The following is a 15,184-nucleotide window of genomic DNA, read 5'->3' as shown; positions in this document are numbered from 1 at the left end:
GCTCAATCCCTTATTAAAAGATCATCTTGATCGGAGATCGCCCGACTCTTGCAAATGGATCCAAAGAGCAGCCTACGTCCAAAGGCGTCTATCCTTGCCAATAGTTCACGTTCATCTGAAATCACCTCTCGACCTGCCCTTGCCATGGCATCACCTAAACGACCCTCTGTAAGGTTGGGATTGAAAAAGATCACCTCTCCTCCCCCGGCCTTTATCTTTTCAGGGCCATCACCGACAGGGTGCTCTGGCTCACCCATAACCACAGCCAAACAACACCCGGCCGTCAAGGCCACGGCCTGTTCAAAGAGCTGCTGCGCATTGCCTGGGGGTCCGTTGGCAATCTTGAACCCCCCTGAATCGTCGGCCTCAATCCAAGGGGGGCTATCTTTCGAGGCCACCAAACAGGAACCCGTTTTCAAACAAAGACCACCTTTCGCAAGCCTGACATCCCACCGTACAATCGAATCCAGCTCCTTTGAATAGGATTCGATGACCTCACAAGAGACGTCTTGAATACATATAATCGATATCGGGAGACTGCGTCTTAAATTGACCAGCAGTCTCATGAAGGGACCTAAAAAGCCTCTACCAGCGACAACTATTGCCAGGCCGAGCGGAGGATTCACATCCCTTACGACGGCTGTCTTGGCAGCCTTCATCGTCTGGAAACGCACCCGCTTGATGGCCATGGGATTCATCCTTGCCGCCCTGACAACCACACGACTGAGCTCATCGGCGCGACTGTGTATGTCAAGAGAGATCGTGCCCGACGGTTTTGGAAAAAAATCCACCGCCCCAAGACGCAACGCATCAAAGGTGACGCGCCCATGGCCCGCTAGACCGCTTACCATGACCACAGGCGTCGGCATCTTGATCATGATGTGTTTGATGGCCGTAAGCCCATCCATGACAGGCATATCTACGTCAAGCGTCACTACATCGGGTCTCAAGACCTCTATTGCCTCCAAGGCCTCCCTGCCGTGCTTGGCCACGCCGACGACCTCTATCTCTTCATCCTGCGACAGTATATCGACAAGGGCACGGCGCATAAACACCGTATCATCCACTACAAGCGCCCTGATGCGAGCATTATCGGACACAGGTCTTCCCCCTTTTTCAATTATCATATTAACTTGAGATTATAGCGCCCCATTGGGACTCCATATCCCCTCTCTCATCTTTAAGTCTCTGCGCAACACCTTTTATAAAATCCACATCAAGCCCCAACGCCTTTGGCGATAATATCTTTTTGTCCTCATCGTCATCTAGATTCCAGCCTATTTTAAGCTTTTGGCATATCTGATCCGCAAGAAACACCACTGATGCATGGACTGTATACTGGCCTGCACCCTGCGGGCTGTGGTGGTATCTTATTACGCCCTTAAGCATATCGCTCAATCCCCATCTCTGAGCAAGGTATGTGCCGAGCTCCATATGGGTCAATCCGTAGCGTTCCTCCGCGTTTGAAAGCGGTATGGCCATCGAACGTTTCATGGCCAGGATATCTCGCAACTCGTGTTTGAGATATATCCCGAACAGGAAACGGCCGATATCATGTATAAGCCCCGCTGTAAATATCTCCTCAGGGTCAACGCCGTCCACGCGGCCGCTGAGATATCTGGATGCCCTTGCAACTGCGATACAATGGAGCCATATATCCTTGGAAGTAAACTCCTCAAAACCCAAATCGCCCGAAAATATCCCCGAGATAGAAAGCCCTATTATAAGATCCCTGACCTCATTCAAACCAAGGACAAAAATAGCCCTCGAAATACTGCTTATTTTTTCCGCAAATCCGTAATATGGGGAATTGGCCGTGCGCAATAGCCTTGCGGTAAGCATCGGGTCATTTTCGAGTATCTTTTCCAGTGTATTTATAGAGACATCGGGGTCATTCAGGGTATCCAAAACCTTCAAAAGTGTATTTGGAACAGCTGGAAGGTCTTCCAGCTTGTCAAGCCGCTGAATCAGCGAGACCTGCATAGTCTCTTCTCTCCTTTTATCTTTATCGGTCTCTTTCCTCTTGGGCTTAAAGTTTTAAAGGGACTCAGATTTAATCTTTTTCAAAAACCGTTCCGATAAAACATAACTAGATTTAAAATATCTGTAGACAGGCCCATAAATTAAGTTTTTTATAGATATATCACCTAAAATTTGATATAACAAATAAAAACGGCAAACGGAATATCTTTCATATGACAGACCTCATTGTTACCACCTCCGCCCTGGAATTCGCACGCAACAAAATAAACGATTCCCTTATCAAGGCAGGCGTTCACACGGTCCTCCTGCTGGATCAGGCCGGCAACATCGTTGCCAGCTGCGGCGGCAACCCCGATATAGACATCACGTCGCTCGCCGCGCTTACGGCTGCGAATTTCGCAGCCACTTCACAACTCGCCAAGCTGATAGGGGAGGATGATTTCTCGCTGTTGTTCCACAAAGGAAAAAAAGACAGTCTGCACTTCGCCAGGGTCAACAACGATCTCATCATGGTCAGCATCTTCAGCGACAACATCTCGCTGGGGCTTGTAAGGCTCAGGGTTGCGGAGCTGATCAAGACCTTAAAAGACCTCTTTGAATCCTAAGCTATGGCCCTAATCGACCTCAGCAAAAAGGAAATCCATTGCAAGATCGTCTATTACGGCCCCGGCAGGTGTGGGAAGACCACAAACCTCCTCTACATATACAACGCCATGAGCGAGAAGACCAAGGGCAAGATGCTCACCATAGAAACAAAAGGCGAACGTACGCTGTTTTTCGATCTGCTGCCCCTGACGCTCGGCAAGATCGGCGGATTCGATATACGCATCCAGCTCTATACCGTACCTGGTCAGGCCCTGTACGAGGCAACGCGGAAACTGGTACTGAAAGGTGTAGATGGTATAGTCTTCGTCGCCGATTCCTTGAGGGTGCGCCAGATGAAAAACAAGAAAAGCCTTGAGGAACTTAAACGCAATCTGACTGAATATGGCCTTTCATTAAACAAGATCCCCTTGGTGCTGCAATACAACAAACGCGATCTGGTATCTTCCCCAGTACCTACAATCAGTATTGAAGAGCTCGACAGAGATCTCAACAACGACCTGGGGGTACCCAGATTTGAGGCAGCGGCCATAAAGGGCATAGGGGTCTTTGAGACCCTGAAGGAAATAAGCAAACGCACCGTACGCTATGTGGCCAAAAAAAACATGTTGATAAGTTAAACGGCAGGCCTGTCCCGCCGATGGATGATCAGGAGAACGGCAATGACAGACACGAAACAAGACGCCGGCATTGATGTATTTGGATCGGAGATTGACAGTGCCATTGATGATCTGTTCAATCCTTCGAAAAGGATAGAGATCGACCCGGTCACCGGCAAGGTGATTGACGTCAAGACGCAATCTGGCGCACCGCATGCGCCGGAACCGCCAGCGCCTGATATATTGCATCAGATACCATTACAATCGCCCTCGCAACCGATGGATGAACTTATTGAAAAGTGCCAACAGCACCTATTGACCCTCGAATGGGAAGTAACCGATACAAACATCCTCCTCTTCAAAGAGGCGCTTTCAAGGCTGCTCTCTGCACTCGATCCTGATAAAAAGAGGCTTTTGGGCGATATGCCGCGCCTGATGGACAGGATACTGGACCTCATGCTGGCATCTCCTGGCACAATGTCCATAAATGGCCTAAAGGCCATGCAAAAAGGGGTGGACGCCATAAAAGATATGATATCCGGTGGGACATTATGGTTTGAGCTGCTGACCTCCTCTATAAACAAATTAAACGAGGAACTGTCGCCAGTGCCAGGGCATCCGGATCAGCCGTCGGATCGGCTGCAGGGCCCGCCTCAAGGGGATAAATCCACCATGCCTGCGGCAGAAGAGGCCAAGGGACAGCCTATGGAGATGGCTGAGCTGGAGTTGGAGCTGGAAGAAGACTTTCAAGAGGCCGGGGCCTCGGCGCCTCAATCGGCTGAGGCCATTTCTATCGCACCCATGGTCCGCGAGACCCTGGATTCACATGTAGACGCCTTAAACAGATGTATAGCCCGCATGGTGCCTGTAGAAGATTTGATGGCGCAAACGCCGGGCATGGAAAAGTTATGTACCTTTTATAGGGGGATAAGGGAAGACCTAGAGCAGCAACTGGCCACCCTCCTCAAGGAGATGCCCGAGCTGGAGCGCCCGATGCCTCATGACGAAATACGCCCCGAGACGTCGGAAAAGACAACAGCGGCCCCCCTTCAGGCAGACACTGAGTCTGCGGCGAAAAAGACCATAGTCGCCCAAGAAGGAACACGACAGGTGCCGGCGGACAGATGCCCGTGGCAAAGGCTTGCCATGACCTCTTGGAGCGGAAAGACGGTGGCCTTTGTGCCCAGCGAGATAGCCTTTGAGGGGAAACCGGCATGGTGGGCCAGGAAAAAGATCAGGAGACTGGACGCCATGCCGCTCAAGATGCTCAAGACATGGCCGTGGACAAGGCTCAGGTCGCTGCTAAACGGAGAACTTGCAAAAAAGGATGAGGCGGAACTCAGAGAGATCGAGATAGACATCGCCGCCCCCCCTTGGCCCGCACCTGCAGCTACCGACAAAGAACCTATCGTGATCGTGCTTTACGACGGCGACAAAGACAGGGCGACGGCATTGCTCGTTGACTCGGAGACTATCCTATTTTCCGCGCAAGGAAACTGGGTCTGGGTACCGTCCGAAGAAAAGGCGCATTACGCCGTTGGCGAGATCAAAAACGATCAGGGCGAATCCATCCCGCTCATATCGGCGGGTTCCATTGCCGGACAATGACTATGAAAAACCCAGCAAATCAGGCCGAGATGTCCATTGAAACAAGCTTCATAGAGGCCGATCTCTACATGAAACAAGGATTAAAAGACGAGGCCGCGGCCATCTATCGCGACCTTCTCGATCGCATAGGCCCGTCTCACAGGCTTGCAAAGGAGATAGAAAAACGCCTCAATGAACTTGACACCCAAATACCTGTCACGCGGAAAGGTCTGGCGAAGGCGAACAGGGAGAGGCTTGAAAACGCCCTCGGGCTTATAGAGGCTGGATTTTATTCCGAGGCGGTCTCGGAACTAAAGGGTCTTCTCAAGACAGACCTGCCCCCGGGGGAAATACACGCCAAGATAGGCGCATGTTATCTGCTTATGGACATGCCCTTCGATGCCATCGAGCACCTCAGTGAGGCGCTGAAAGACCCCACATTAAAACCTGACGAACGGCTTGAGACCCTTTACCGTCTATCTCTTACGCATGAACGCACAGGCTCAATACCGCTTGCGATCAAAGACCTGGAACAGATAATACGGATCGACCCCGGGTTTAGAAATGCTGGCGAAAGACTCGACGCCCTCAGCCATACAAAACAGAAATATGGCAGGTTCTACTATCTTGTAAGCCGTGGGGCCTTGAGCGAAAAGGATCTGGAACTGGCGAAAGACATAGCAAGGAGGGAGCGATCATCCATCGAAGACGTCATCCTAAAGCAATTCGGGGTGAGCAAGGCCGAAATAGGTCGCTCATTGAGCGAATATTACCGCTGCCCGTTTGTGGAATTCAACGAAAATGAAATCAAGGCAGTCCCATCTTGTATCCAGGGGGTTAAAGAACACTTCTTCAGGACAAACATCTGCGTACCAGTCAAAGACGGACCCTATGCAGTCCTGGTGGCGCTGGACAATCCGCATGACCTTACAAAGATCGACAACATAAGAAGGACGTTGAAGGCGGCAAACTTTGAATTCGCAGTCTCCCTCAAGGAAGATATCGATAAGTTCATAGATTATTTTTACGGAAGGTCCGCATCAGACAAGGCCCAAAAAGATGTCTTCGAGGCCTTGAACATAGATGAGGCGCAGGCGCCGCAAGAACCGGAACTTGATGACGCCGCCAATATCGGTACCGGCGAAGATAATATAGTCATCCAACTCGTCAATCAGACCATCGACGATGCATATCAAAAAAAGGCCTCGGACATCCACATCGAGTCCCTCACAGGGAAACGCGGGGCGTTGATTAGGTTCAGGATAGACGGAGACTGTATGCACTATCAGACGGTACCGTTTAATTATAAACACGCCCTCATATCAAGGATTAAGATCATGGCCGGGCTGGATATAGCCGAAAAGCGCCTCCCGCAAGATGGAAAAATAAAATTCAAGACCAGGGATGGAAATATTATTGAACTAAGGGTTGCTACTATCCCGACCGTCGGCTACAACGAAGACGCTGTCCTCAGGCTCCTGCCTGGCTCGAATGCCATGCCGCTCGACCACCTGGGCATACTGGAACACAACCTTTCGGAACTGAAACGCATGATCGAGATGCCGTACGGCCTCATACTAGTGGTCGGACCGACTGGATCCGGCAAGACCACTACCCTGCATGCAGCGCTCGGCTACATCAACAGACCAGAAAAAAAGATATGGACGGCCGAAGACCCTGTAGAGATCGTGCAGGAAGGGCTGAGACAGGTGCAGGTCAAACCATCCATAGGCCTTGACTTTGCCCGGATATTGAGGGCGTTTCTGCGCGCCGACCCGGATGTCATCATGGTCGGCGAGACGAGAGACGAAGAGACCGCAAAGACAGTCATAGAGGCCTCGCTCACAGGTCACCTGGTCTTTTCGACGCTCCATACAAACTCCGCCCCCGAGACCGTCACGAGGCTCCTTGGCATGGGCATGGACCCCTTCAATTTCGGAGATGCACTCCTGGGGGTGCTGGCCCAACGTCTTGCAAAACGCCTATGTCCCAGATGCAAGGAGCCTTACCAGCCCGACGAGGCCGAGATCCGAAAACTGCAAGACGAATACGGCGGTCACCCGACAAGACCGCTCAACCTGATCGGAGCCGGGACCATCACGCTCTACAGGGCCAAGGGCTGTGCATTGTGCAATAACACCGGCTATAAGGGCAGACTTGCCATACACGAGCTCCTGGTCGCAGACGACGGCCTCAAGGAACTGATCCAACAAAAAAGACCTGTGCACGAGATACAAGAGCGGGCCGTAAAGAGCGGCATGCTTACGCTCAAACAGGATGGGATACTGAAGGTTATCCAGGGAGACACAGATATCAGGCAGGTAAGGGCTGTTTGCATAAGATAGATGGTTCGATCCGCCCGTTCCCAAGCCTGTAGATCGCCGTATCCGGGGCGAGCCCTTTAAAGATCGAGACCGTCTCAGGGTGACAGGTGAAAAACAGCACCTGATGCGTCTGCGCAATGTCCAGGATAGCCGAGGCTGCAGAGGCGGCCCTTGTAGGGTCGAAATTTACAAGGATATCGTCCATTACGATGGGCAGAATCACCCCGCTTTCTGCGCAATTCAATATGTAGCCGAGCCTTAGAGCGAGAAAGAGCTGCTCGGCTGTCCCGCGGCTCAGTTCCTCAGGCCTCTTTCTTGCGCCGTCGCTGCCGACCGCCTCGATTACACCGCCTTCAAGGGGGATGATCATCTTGTCATACGCGCCGCTGGTGATCGTCTTGAAAAAATTGCTGGCGTCTCTTACCACCTTAGGCTGTCGATCGGTCTCAATCTCCCTCTTCGTCTCCTTTATGAGATAAGCGGCAAGACAAAGGCTGCCCCATTTCATGGAAAGCAGGCGTATTTCCGCTACAAGACCCTCTTCCTCCGCCTTGAGCACAGAAATCTTATCCTCAAAAGCGAGCATGTCGCGCATATCATGCCTGATCTCCCCTATCGCCCGGTTTTCATCGGTCATCCGCTTCTCGATCGCCCTTATCTTGGCGGTCAGGTCTTCATGCTCTGATTCGAGCCTCGCTGGATCTTTTTCCTCGAAGATCCTGGCCAGCACCCCGATATTCTCTCCGGAGGCCGCCTCGATTGCGCCCTCAAGTCTATTTATTTCCTTAACGATATCGATCTTTTTCTGATGCATACCGGCAAGGCGTCTGAATCCTTCTATGTCCGCTGCGCCGCCGGCCCTTATTAGCCTATCTAAATCCATGGTGAGCATGCCGAGCTCGCCTTCCAGCTCCAAAAACTCCCGACAGACCCTCTCAAGCTGTTTCTCTTTTTCCCTGCGCTTTATGCAATTGTCGCTGCTCAGCCTCAATTCTTCACAAAGACCGTCAAGGGCAGCAAGCGCCCGCCCATCTTCCACGTCTCCCTCAAGCCGCCTGCCGAGCGTCTCAAAGAGGGCGTCGATCTCTGAGCAATATATTTTTATCTCCTCATTCCTCTGCCTTATAGCCTCATCAAGCCTGCCAAGGCGCCTTTCGGCCTCACTAAGGGCGTCATGCCGTGAGGCAACCCTTTCCGCCCATTCTATGACCCCATCCAGGTCCTCCTGCACAACCTCACCGGCAAGACCGATCTCGGCCTTTAAACGCTCCGCCTCCTCATCAAGTCTTGCCTTGCGCTCCTTCAATGAATCCCGCTCGCCGGCCTTATGCGCCACCTCATCTTCAAGCCCGGCCAGACGCGCCGCCATCTCCTTGATGGACCTGTCTTTATCGAACCCACCTCTTGCCGCCAAACAGCCGCATACCGTAAAAAAAACCGCTACCACAGCCCAAAGACAACCTTCGCCGTAACGGGCCGCCCTGATGGACAAGATGGACCAAAACAGGGAAAATGCCGCTAAAAGCCCTGCTACACCTGAAAGGGCAGACCTGATCGCCCTCTTGCGGCTGTCAATCCCCCTTTTAAGGCCCTCTATCGACGTCTCCTTGTCTTTAAGCACCTCGTCCAAAAGATCAAGCCTGCCCTCGACATCCCTTCGCTCTGCAATGCATCTGGAGAGGAGGTCGGCCATCTTTTTCCGTGAGGCGACGGCGCCTATATCAACCCATCCCTCCGCGGCCATGGCCCTCCTCATCTCTTCGATCTTCGCCGCCTCATCAGCCCTCTGATGACGCATCCTGTCGAGCTCGCCTTTTGTATGGCGATAGAGGTCTCTCTTGCGGAGGATGCGGTCTATATCGTCTTTGCGTGAAACAACCGCCTCATCCACCTGCAAGCCTTCTATCTCGACACACAGGGCGGAATATTCCTTCAGACGCCCCTCGGCCCTTTCGATCCTCTCCTTACGGCGCTCAAGCAGCCTATCGAGTGCCGCGACCCCGTCTTCTGGAAAATCACCTGGCACCTCCCGAGACATAGACTCAAGCTCCAGCCTCAATTCCTTGAGCCGCACCCAATCGGGCCAAAGCCTTATATAGGCCTCTATCTTTGAATCTAGGCCCTTCAGCTCAATCAACTTGTCATTGAGGTCGGAGAGGGCTGCCTCCTTTGCCTTGAGCGCCTTTTCTCTATCCCCGAAATGCATTGAAACAGCTGCCAGGTCGTGCAGCTCGGCCCTTATATCTTCAAGCCTCTTCAGCCTGCGGTTTATTTCCTGGTCCCTCCCTTTTGGCTTAAACAGGGCGCTCATCCGCCTCTCCAGCTCCGCCTGAATCTTGGGCAGCATGGACATACCAAGCCCCGCACTTGCCCCGTAGATGACCGCCCTCACCGAGTCGTCATCAAGACCTTCAAAGCGCTGGAGTTCGCTTAGACTGAAGGCGTAGACATTTTTAAAAAGCTCCGGCGTCACCATGCCCAGGAACTTATCCGGATCTATCTTTTGACCGGACGACCTCTCAAAGGCGGAGACGCCGTCCTTGCCCGGCCGCCTCTCAAGAACGATCTCTCCAAATGAATCGTGGATCAAAAACACCCTGCCGCCGTGCCCGCCACCCATCAACGGCGGATAAAACCTTTCCTTGTTTGAACCCTTGCGCGGGAAACCGAATAGAACGGCCCGCAAAAACGCAAGGAGCGTGGTCTTGCCCGCCTCGTTCTCGCCGTGGAAGAGCACAAGGCCACCTGGCATGTCCTTCACATGCACGTTATGAAATATGCCGAATCCATCTATATGGAAACCCGCGATCCTCATCTGTCACCGCCTTCCAACATATCAAGACAGAGGAATTCAGCCTCCTTGAGCATCCCTTCCAGTTCATCGGGCGTAAGCCCGCCTACCACCTTTTTCACACGGCGGTCAGAAAAGAGTCTGGCAAGGACCTCTTCAAAAAGGACCGCCCTGGCCCCTCCCAAGCCGCGCAGCTCATCCGCCTTTCTAAGCAAAAACCCCAGGAAATCATCCGTCTTCCGCATGCGCTCCAGATCTATTGCGGGCATACAGTCGATGGACAACCCTTCAACTAAAACAAATGGATCTTGTTTAATAAATCTATCCCTTATGCGCTGCATGAGTTCATCCGCACCCCACTCCCTCCTCAGTTCGCCGCATATAGAACTGCGCCCTGTAAGGGCGAGACGGCAGATGACCGGCCTTCCATCCGCCCCTTTCAAAAGGCCTTCGACAGCGGAAAAGATAGCGTCCTCAAGCCGACCCATGGATTCGAACTTACCGACATCCAGAGCCAGCGAGGTCCACCGAGCCGCATCGAGCGGCCTGAAATCGAGCCGTACCCTGCCAAGACCGTCAACCGTGACGAAAAAACACCCGCGCGCTCCCTGTTCCCTTATGCTCCTGCCTTGGATATTTCCGGGATAGACTACATAAGGGTCTTCGTGCAAGATCTTCCTTTCGTGCACATGCCCCAAGGCCCAATAGTCAATCTCTGCCCTTATGAGATCCGATATCTCACATGGGGCATATGGTTCATATCCCTCTTCTCGCCCGACATTGGAATGCAACAATCCGATCTTGAAAAGACCCTTCGTACCGCCTCTGAATTCCTTTGCAAGGTTACGCCGCTCAGCCGATTCGCGGTAGCTTATACCTGATACAGAAACGGCCGGGCCGCCCGATATCTCGACAATCACCTCTTCCACGGCCTCCGCGCCGAAAAAATGCACATTCTCAGGCCAATCAACAGGACACAGTCGGCCTGACAATGGATCGTGATTGCCGAAAACCGCAAACACCCTGATCCCGTGCGCCCTGAGCCTTCCAAGCCCTTCCCTGAAAACGAGCTGGGCCTTTAGCCCCCTGCCCGCCGTGTCGAATATATCACCGGCAAGGAGGAGAAAATCGGCCTTGCTTTCTATACAGAGGCTTACAAGTTTATCAAACGCCAGAAAGGCAGCATGGTGCAGGAATTCGGCTACATTCGGCTCCCTGGCGCTCAAACCCTTGAACGGACTGCCCAGATGCAGGTCGGCGGCATGGACAAATTTAAATGGTTTCATATCAATTTATATTTATGAGACATCCTCTCTATCTCTCTTGTCATCTCAATCCTCAACGCCTCAGGCTCGAGCACCTGCGCCCGGCTTCCAAACTGAAGCGTCTTCATTATGATCTCGGTGAAATCCGTGACCCTCAGCGTGAGCACAAGCCCATCCTGCGTATCCTCCAGCTGTTGGTCAGGGTGCCAGACCTGTTCCCTGACTATTGCCGCCGCATCCCCGCCAAATAAAATCTTTACGGTTTTCACATCGTTACCCTTGAATATCCCAAAGGATTTATTGAGCAGCGAATCGAGATTTTCATTTATTATCTCGCACACACGGCATCTCTCTCCTGTTAATTCGATCGCACTCATGCGGGGTATATGAAATATCCGCATTGCGTTTCTCAGATGACAAAAGGCCACCAGATACCACCGCCACTGGTAGTTCAAAAGTCTCAACAGGTCAACCATGCGTCGGCTTTTCTCGCCGTTAGGCTTGTGGTAATCAAAGCAAATGGCTACGCCTTGTTGTATGGCATCAAGTATCAGCTTGATCCTTTCACTGGCCACAGGCTCAGCCTCTATCTTCTCGAAACGAATCGCATTCACCAGGCGTTTGCTCTCAGGTGACAGGATCGCAGAAAGCCTTTCCTGCAATGCCGTAACCTCAGGCAGGGCCGATAACCCCGCCTCCTCCGCCATCTTGTGCAGCACTCCAAGCATAGCTATGATCTCAGGGACGTTTTCAAAGGGCAGACGAAAGCCTGATGAGGCATAGAAATAGCCGTTTCTGGCCCTGTCAAACTCTATGGGGGCAAGGAGAAACTCCCTCAGATATTCGATGTCGCGTCTTGCCGAGGATTCGCTGACACCGAACTCATCCCTGATCGTCCTGGTGTTAGGATATCTTTTCTTAAGAACCTCTCTATGAAAAAAATAGATACGCTCCATCTGACTCATAAAAAACACCTTCAAAAAAATATTTTCATTGCCCGCTCACTATATGAAAGGGTGTATATGTTAAAATAACATATAATCACTATAAAAAATAACTTATGCGCTATGCAATCCATCTGCAATATATAAAATGAACTTTAAAGGCAACATCTCCTTGGGCATAACACTATCCAACACATTCTGCAGCCATTAAAGTTCAACAATAGACAACTGTATTTCAAAGCCCATGGATTGCCGAATCAGGAGGGAAGAGGTAAGGATATGGGTGGCAAAAAAGCTTTTGCCCACCGCCGCGAGGACGAAGACCGCGAAGAGTGGCAGCCGCTCATCGAGCATTTGCAGAACACCGCAAAACTAGCGTGTAAATTTGGCGCGGACGCCAATGTAGCAGAACTGGCATACATTGCGGGATTGATTCACGACCTGGGCAAATACTCCGCCGAGTTTCAAAAGCGGCTGGAGGGTGGTCCACGCGTAAATCACTCTACGGCAGGAGCAAAGGAACTCAGGGCGCTGCTAACGGGCAAACCGCAGGAGATCTTTGCCCAATTGCTGGCGTATCCCATCATGGGGCATCACGCGGGCTTGCCCGATTACGGCAGCGAAACCGACCTGGAAGGCAGGACTCTCTGCGGGCGGCTGAAAAATAACATTCCCAATTACAGCGAATACAAGAGCGAGTTGGATTTGTCGAAGTTGTCATTTCCGCTGCGTTTGCCAATCCGCCCGTTGCGCCTGCCCATCCTGCCCGAAAAGCCACCCAAAGACTATTTGGGCTTTTCGCTCTCCTTTCTGACGCGCATGATTTACTCCGCTCTGGTGGACGCCGATTTTCAGGAAACCGAAACCTACATGAAAGGCGCCAAGCCGCGCGGCGGATACGACGACATCCTGACCCTGCACGATAAACTGGACGCGCACCTGAAGCAGTTCGAGAACCCGACCAGCGATATCAACCGCAAGCGCAACGAAATCCTGCATGCCTGCATCGAGAAGGGCAAAAGCGAAAAGCCTGGCTTCTTCTCGCTCACAGTGCCAACAGGCGGAGGCAAGACGCTGGCTTCGATGGCGTTTGCCCTGCATCACGCCGCCGAACACGGCTTGAAGCGCGTCATCTACGTCATCCCATTCACCACCATCATCGAGCAGAACGCTAGCGTCTTCAAAGGCTTTTTGGGCGAAGAGAACGTACTGGAACATCACTCCAACTTCGATTGGGAGGGCAAGCAGGGCGCGGATGCGGACAACCGTACCAACAGCGTCTATGCCAAGCTCAAACTGGCGGCGGAAAACTGGGACATTCCCATCGTGGTTACGACCAATGTGCAGTTTTTCGAGTTGCTGTTTGCCAACAGGTCATCGCGCTGCCGCAAACTGCACAACCTAGCCAAGAGCGTGATCATCTTCGACGAAGCCCAAATGTTGCCGCGCGAGTATATGCGCCCGGCGATGGCGGCGGTGTGGGAACTGGTGGTCAACTATGGCGCGAGCACGGTCTTTTGCACCGCCACCCAGCCGGGGCTGGAGCGCTTTTTACCTGAAAAGACCGAAGTCAAAGAACTCGCGCCCAATCCGCAGGAATTGTTTGACTTCTACAAGCGCGTGGAAGTGAAACATTTGGGGACGCTAACCGATGAAGACCTGCTCGCCCGCCTGAACGCGCACGAGCAAGCCCTGTGTATCGTCAACACTCGCCGCCACGCCAGCGGACTTTTCGGCGGCTTGCAGGGCGAGGGGAATTTTCACCTTTCGACGTTGATGTGTCCCGCCCATCGCCGCGCCAAACTGGCAGAAATCAAGGAAAGGCTATTGAGAGAACAGCCTTGCCGCGTGGTTTCGACTACGGTCATGGAAGCAGGTATTGACCTGGACTTTCCTGTCGGCTACCGCGCCCTGAGCGGGCTGGATTCCATCAATCAGGCGGCGGGACGCGTCAATCGCGAGATGAAGCGCGGCGTGAGTGAGATGTTCGTCTTCGAGCCGAGATCAGAGTACATCAAGCGCACATCATCTTTCCTCAAGCAAACAGCTGAAGTCGCCCGCATGGTATTGCGCGACCACGCCGAAGCGCCGATTTCCATCCCCGCGATTCAAGCGTTCTTCGGACAACTGTATAACCTGCAAGACCCGCAGGCGTTCGATGTAAAGCGTATTATGGACTGCTTCGATGATGCCGAGGGCAGGTTTAAGTTTGAGACGGCGGCGCGCGCCTTCCAAATCATCGAAGACCCGACTGTGACGGTGATTATCCCTTACAACGAGGAGGCAGAACGTCTCATCGAGGAGTTGAAATACACCGAGTATCCCTTCTCCACCCTGCGGAAACTTCAGCCCTACACCGTTTCGATTTACGAGGGCGAGTTCGACAAACTCAGTTCAAAAGGAGTGATTTTGACCATTGACGACACTTATCATGTTCTCAATCCAGACTGCATGAAAGCGTACTATGACCTTGATAGAGGTCTGCTCGTCCCCGAAAGCGGCGGCGGGGATGGGTTGTTGTTCTAATTTATCTATGTCATTGCGAGCCGCCGCAGGCGGCGAAGCAATCCCCTGTTCCGAGGAGATTGCTTCGACCTGCTCCGCAGGTCTCGCAATGACACAATAACACGAAAGGAGGTTCGACACATGGGATACGGTATCACCATCCGAGTTCAGGGGCGCTACGCCCTGTTCACCCGTCCCGAAATGAAGGTAGAGCGCGTCAGTTACGACGTCATCACCCCGTCGGCGGCGCGCGGCATCATCGAGGCGGTCTATTGGAAGCCCGCCATCCGCTGGGTGATAGACAAAATCCACGTCCTGCGCGAAATCGAGTTCACCAACATCCGCCGCAACGAGGTGAGCGATAAAGTATCAGTGGATAACGCCTTGCAGGTGATGAAGGGCGCGAATAAGCCGCTCTACATCGCTACCACCGAGTCCCGCCAGCAGCGCGCCGCCATGGTCTTGAAGGATGTGGATTACGTCATTGAAGCGCACTTCGAGAAGGTGGAAAAGGAATGGGGCGAACGCGACACCGAGGAAGGGCATTACAACATCGTTTTACGCCGCCTGCGCAATGGGCAAC

The 15,184-nt window shown here is 52.7% G+C and carries 11 protein-coding genes; 6 read left to right on the top strand and 5 right to left on the bottom strand.

Annotated features, from left to right (window positions below):
- Positions 1–2: 2 nt before the first annotated feature.
- Together ACP5SG_RS02350 and ACP5SG_RS02345 are read right to left on the bottom strand one after the other, a co-directional pair.
- Positions 3–1,100, bottom strand: a complete 1,098-nt coding sequence (locus ACP5SG_RS02350) for a response regulator (RefSeq protein ID WP_237889203.1) — start codon at positions 1,098–1,100, stop codon at positions 3–5.
- Between the two features lie 28 nt (positions 1,101–1,128).
- Entirely contained in the window at positions 1,129–1,983 is an 855-nt protein-coding gene (locus ACP5SG_RS02345) for an HDOD domain-containing protein (protein WP_237889202.1), read from the bottom strand.
- A gap of 212 nt (positions 1,984–2,195) precedes the next feature.
- On the opposite strand from ACP5SG_RS02345, the gene ACP5SG_RS02340 reads away from it, so the two are divergent.
- The 4 genes from ACP5SG_RS02340 to ACP5SG_RS02325 are packed head-to-tail and all read left to right on the top strand — an operon-like array spanning position 2,196 to position 7,117.
- Positions 2,196–2,588: a roadblock/LC7 domain-containing protein gene (locus tag ACP5SG_RS02340; protein ID WP_237889201.1), complete on the top strand. Its 393-nt coding sequence runs from the start codon at positions 2,196–2,198 to the stop codon at positions 2,586–2,588.
- 3 nt (positions 2,589–2,591) lie between these two features.
- Positions 2,592–3,206, top strand: coding sequence for a GTP-binding protein (locus ACP5SG_RS02335; protein WP_424661498.1), 615 nt, complete (start codon positions 2,592–2,594; stop codon positions 3,204–3,206).
- A 42-nt stretch (positions 3,207–3,248) separates the two neighbouring features.
- Positions 3,249–4,793: a hypothetical protein gene (locus tag ACP5SG_RS02330; protein WP_428121634.1), complete on the top strand. Its 1,545-nt coding sequence runs from the start codon at positions 3,249–3,251 to the stop codon at positions 4,791–4,793.
- Positions 4,794–4,795: 2 nt separating this feature from the next.
- Positions 4,796–7,117 (top strand): ATPase, T2SS/T4P/T4SS family, encoded by a 2,322-nt coding sequence (locus ACP5SG_RS02325; RefSeq protein ID WP_237889198.1) that lies wholly within the window; start codon positions 4,796–4,798, stop codon positions 7,115–7,117.
- On the opposite strand, the gene ACP5SG_RS02320 is transcribed toward ACP5SG_RS02325, so the two are convergent.
- Genes ACP5SG_RS02320 through ACP5SG_RS02310 form a run of 3 tightly spaced genes read right to left on the bottom strand, consistent with a single transcriptional unit; the run spans position 7,086 to position 12,117 of the window.
- Positions 7,086–9,911 carry an AAA family ATPase gene (locus tag ACP5SG_RS02320; RefSeq protein WP_428121628.1) on the bottom strand — a complete coding sequence of 942 codons (2,826 nt, stop codon included), beginning with the start codon at positions 9,909–9,911 and terminating at the stop codon, positions 7,086–7,088. The two genes, ACP5SG_RS02325 and ACP5SG_RS02320, sit on opposite strands and share 32 nt — an antisense overlap.
- Positions 9,908–11,173: a metallophosphoesterase family protein gene (locus ACP5SG_RS02315; protein ID WP_428121625.1), complete on the bottom strand. Its 1,266-nt coding sequence runs from the start codon at positions 11,171–11,173 to the stop codon at positions 9,908–9,910. Before ACP5SG_RS02315 ends, ACP5SG_RS02320 begins: the two co-directional genes overlap by 4 nt.
- Complete coding sequence (locus ACP5SG_RS02310) at positions 11,170–12,117, bottom strand: helix-turn-helix transcriptional regulator (RefSeq protein WP_428121621.1); 948 nt, start codon at positions 12,115–12,117, stop codon at positions 11,170–11,172. The genes ACP5SG_RS02315 and ACP5SG_RS02310 overlap by 4 nt, the downstream gene beginning before the upstream one ends.
- 258 nt (positions 12,118–12,375) lie before the next feature.
- On the opposite strand from ACP5SG_RS02310, the gene cas3 reads away from it, so the two are divergent.
- Positions 12,376–14,622, top strand: a complete 2,247-nt coding sequence (gene cas3 / locus ACP5SG_RS02305; protein ID WP_428121618.1) for a CRISPR-associated helicase Cas3' — start codon at positions 12,376–12,378, stop codon at positions 14,620–14,622.
- A gap of 120 nt (positions 14,623–14,742) precedes the next feature.
- A partial coding sequence (cas5c, locus tag ACP5SG_RS02300; protein ID WP_428121614.1) for a type I-C CRISPR-associated protein Cas5c occupies positions 14,743–15,184 on the top strand: 442 nt, incomplete at its 3' end.

Source organism: Dissulfurimicrobium sp. (genome assembly GCF_049968175.1).
In the GTDB taxonomy this organism is placed as follows: domain Bacteria; phylum Desulfobacterota; class Dissulfuribacteria; order Dissulfuribacterales; family Sh68; genus Dissulfurimicrobium; species Dissulfurimicrobium hydrothermale.
Note: the sequence above shows the minus strand (reverse complement) of the source record. Positions and strands in the feature narration are given on the sequence as shown.

What these genes read in the sequence shown, in the direction of transcription:
- ACP5SG_RS02345 (WP_237889202.1), bottom strand. Translation starts at nt 1,983, where the DNA reads ATGCAGGTCTCGCTGATTCAGCGGCTTGACAAGCTGGAAGACCTTCCA.
- ACP5SG_RS02340 (WP_237889201.1), top strand. Translation starts at nt 2,196, where the DNA reads ATGACAGACCTCATTGTTACCACCTCCGCCCTGGAATTCGCACGCAAC.
- ACP5SG_RS02335 (WP_424661498.1), top strand. Translation starts at nt 2,592, where the DNA reads ATGGCCCTAATCGACCTCAGCAAAAAGGAAATCCATTGCAAGATCGTC.
- ACP5SG_RS02330 (WP_428121634.1), top strand. Translation starts at nt 3,249, where the DNA reads ATGACAGACACGAAACAAGACGCCGGCATTGATGTATTTGGATCGGAG.
- ACP5SG_RS02325 (WP_237889198.1), top strand. Translation starts at nt 4,796, where the DNA reads ATGAAAAACCCAGCAAATCAGGCCGAGATGTCCATTGAAACAAGCTTC.
- ACP5SG_RS02320 (WP_428121628.1), bottom strand. Translation starts at nt 9,911, where the DNA reads ATGAGGATCGCGGGTTTCCATATAGATGGATTCGGCATATTTCATAAC.
- ACP5SG_RS02315 (WP_428121625.1), bottom strand. Translation starts at nt 11,173, where the DNA reads ATGAAACCATTTAAATTTGTCCATGCCGCCGACCTGCATCTGGGCAGT.
- ACP5SG_RS02310 (WP_428121621.1), bottom strand. Translation starts at nt 12,117, where the DNA reads ATGAGTCAGATGGAGCGTATCTATTTTTTTCATAGAGAGGTTCTTAAG.
- cas3 (WP_428121618.1), top strand. Translation starts at nt 12,376, where the DNA reads ATGGGTGGCAAAAAAGCTTTTGCCCACCGCCGCGAGGACGAAGACCGC.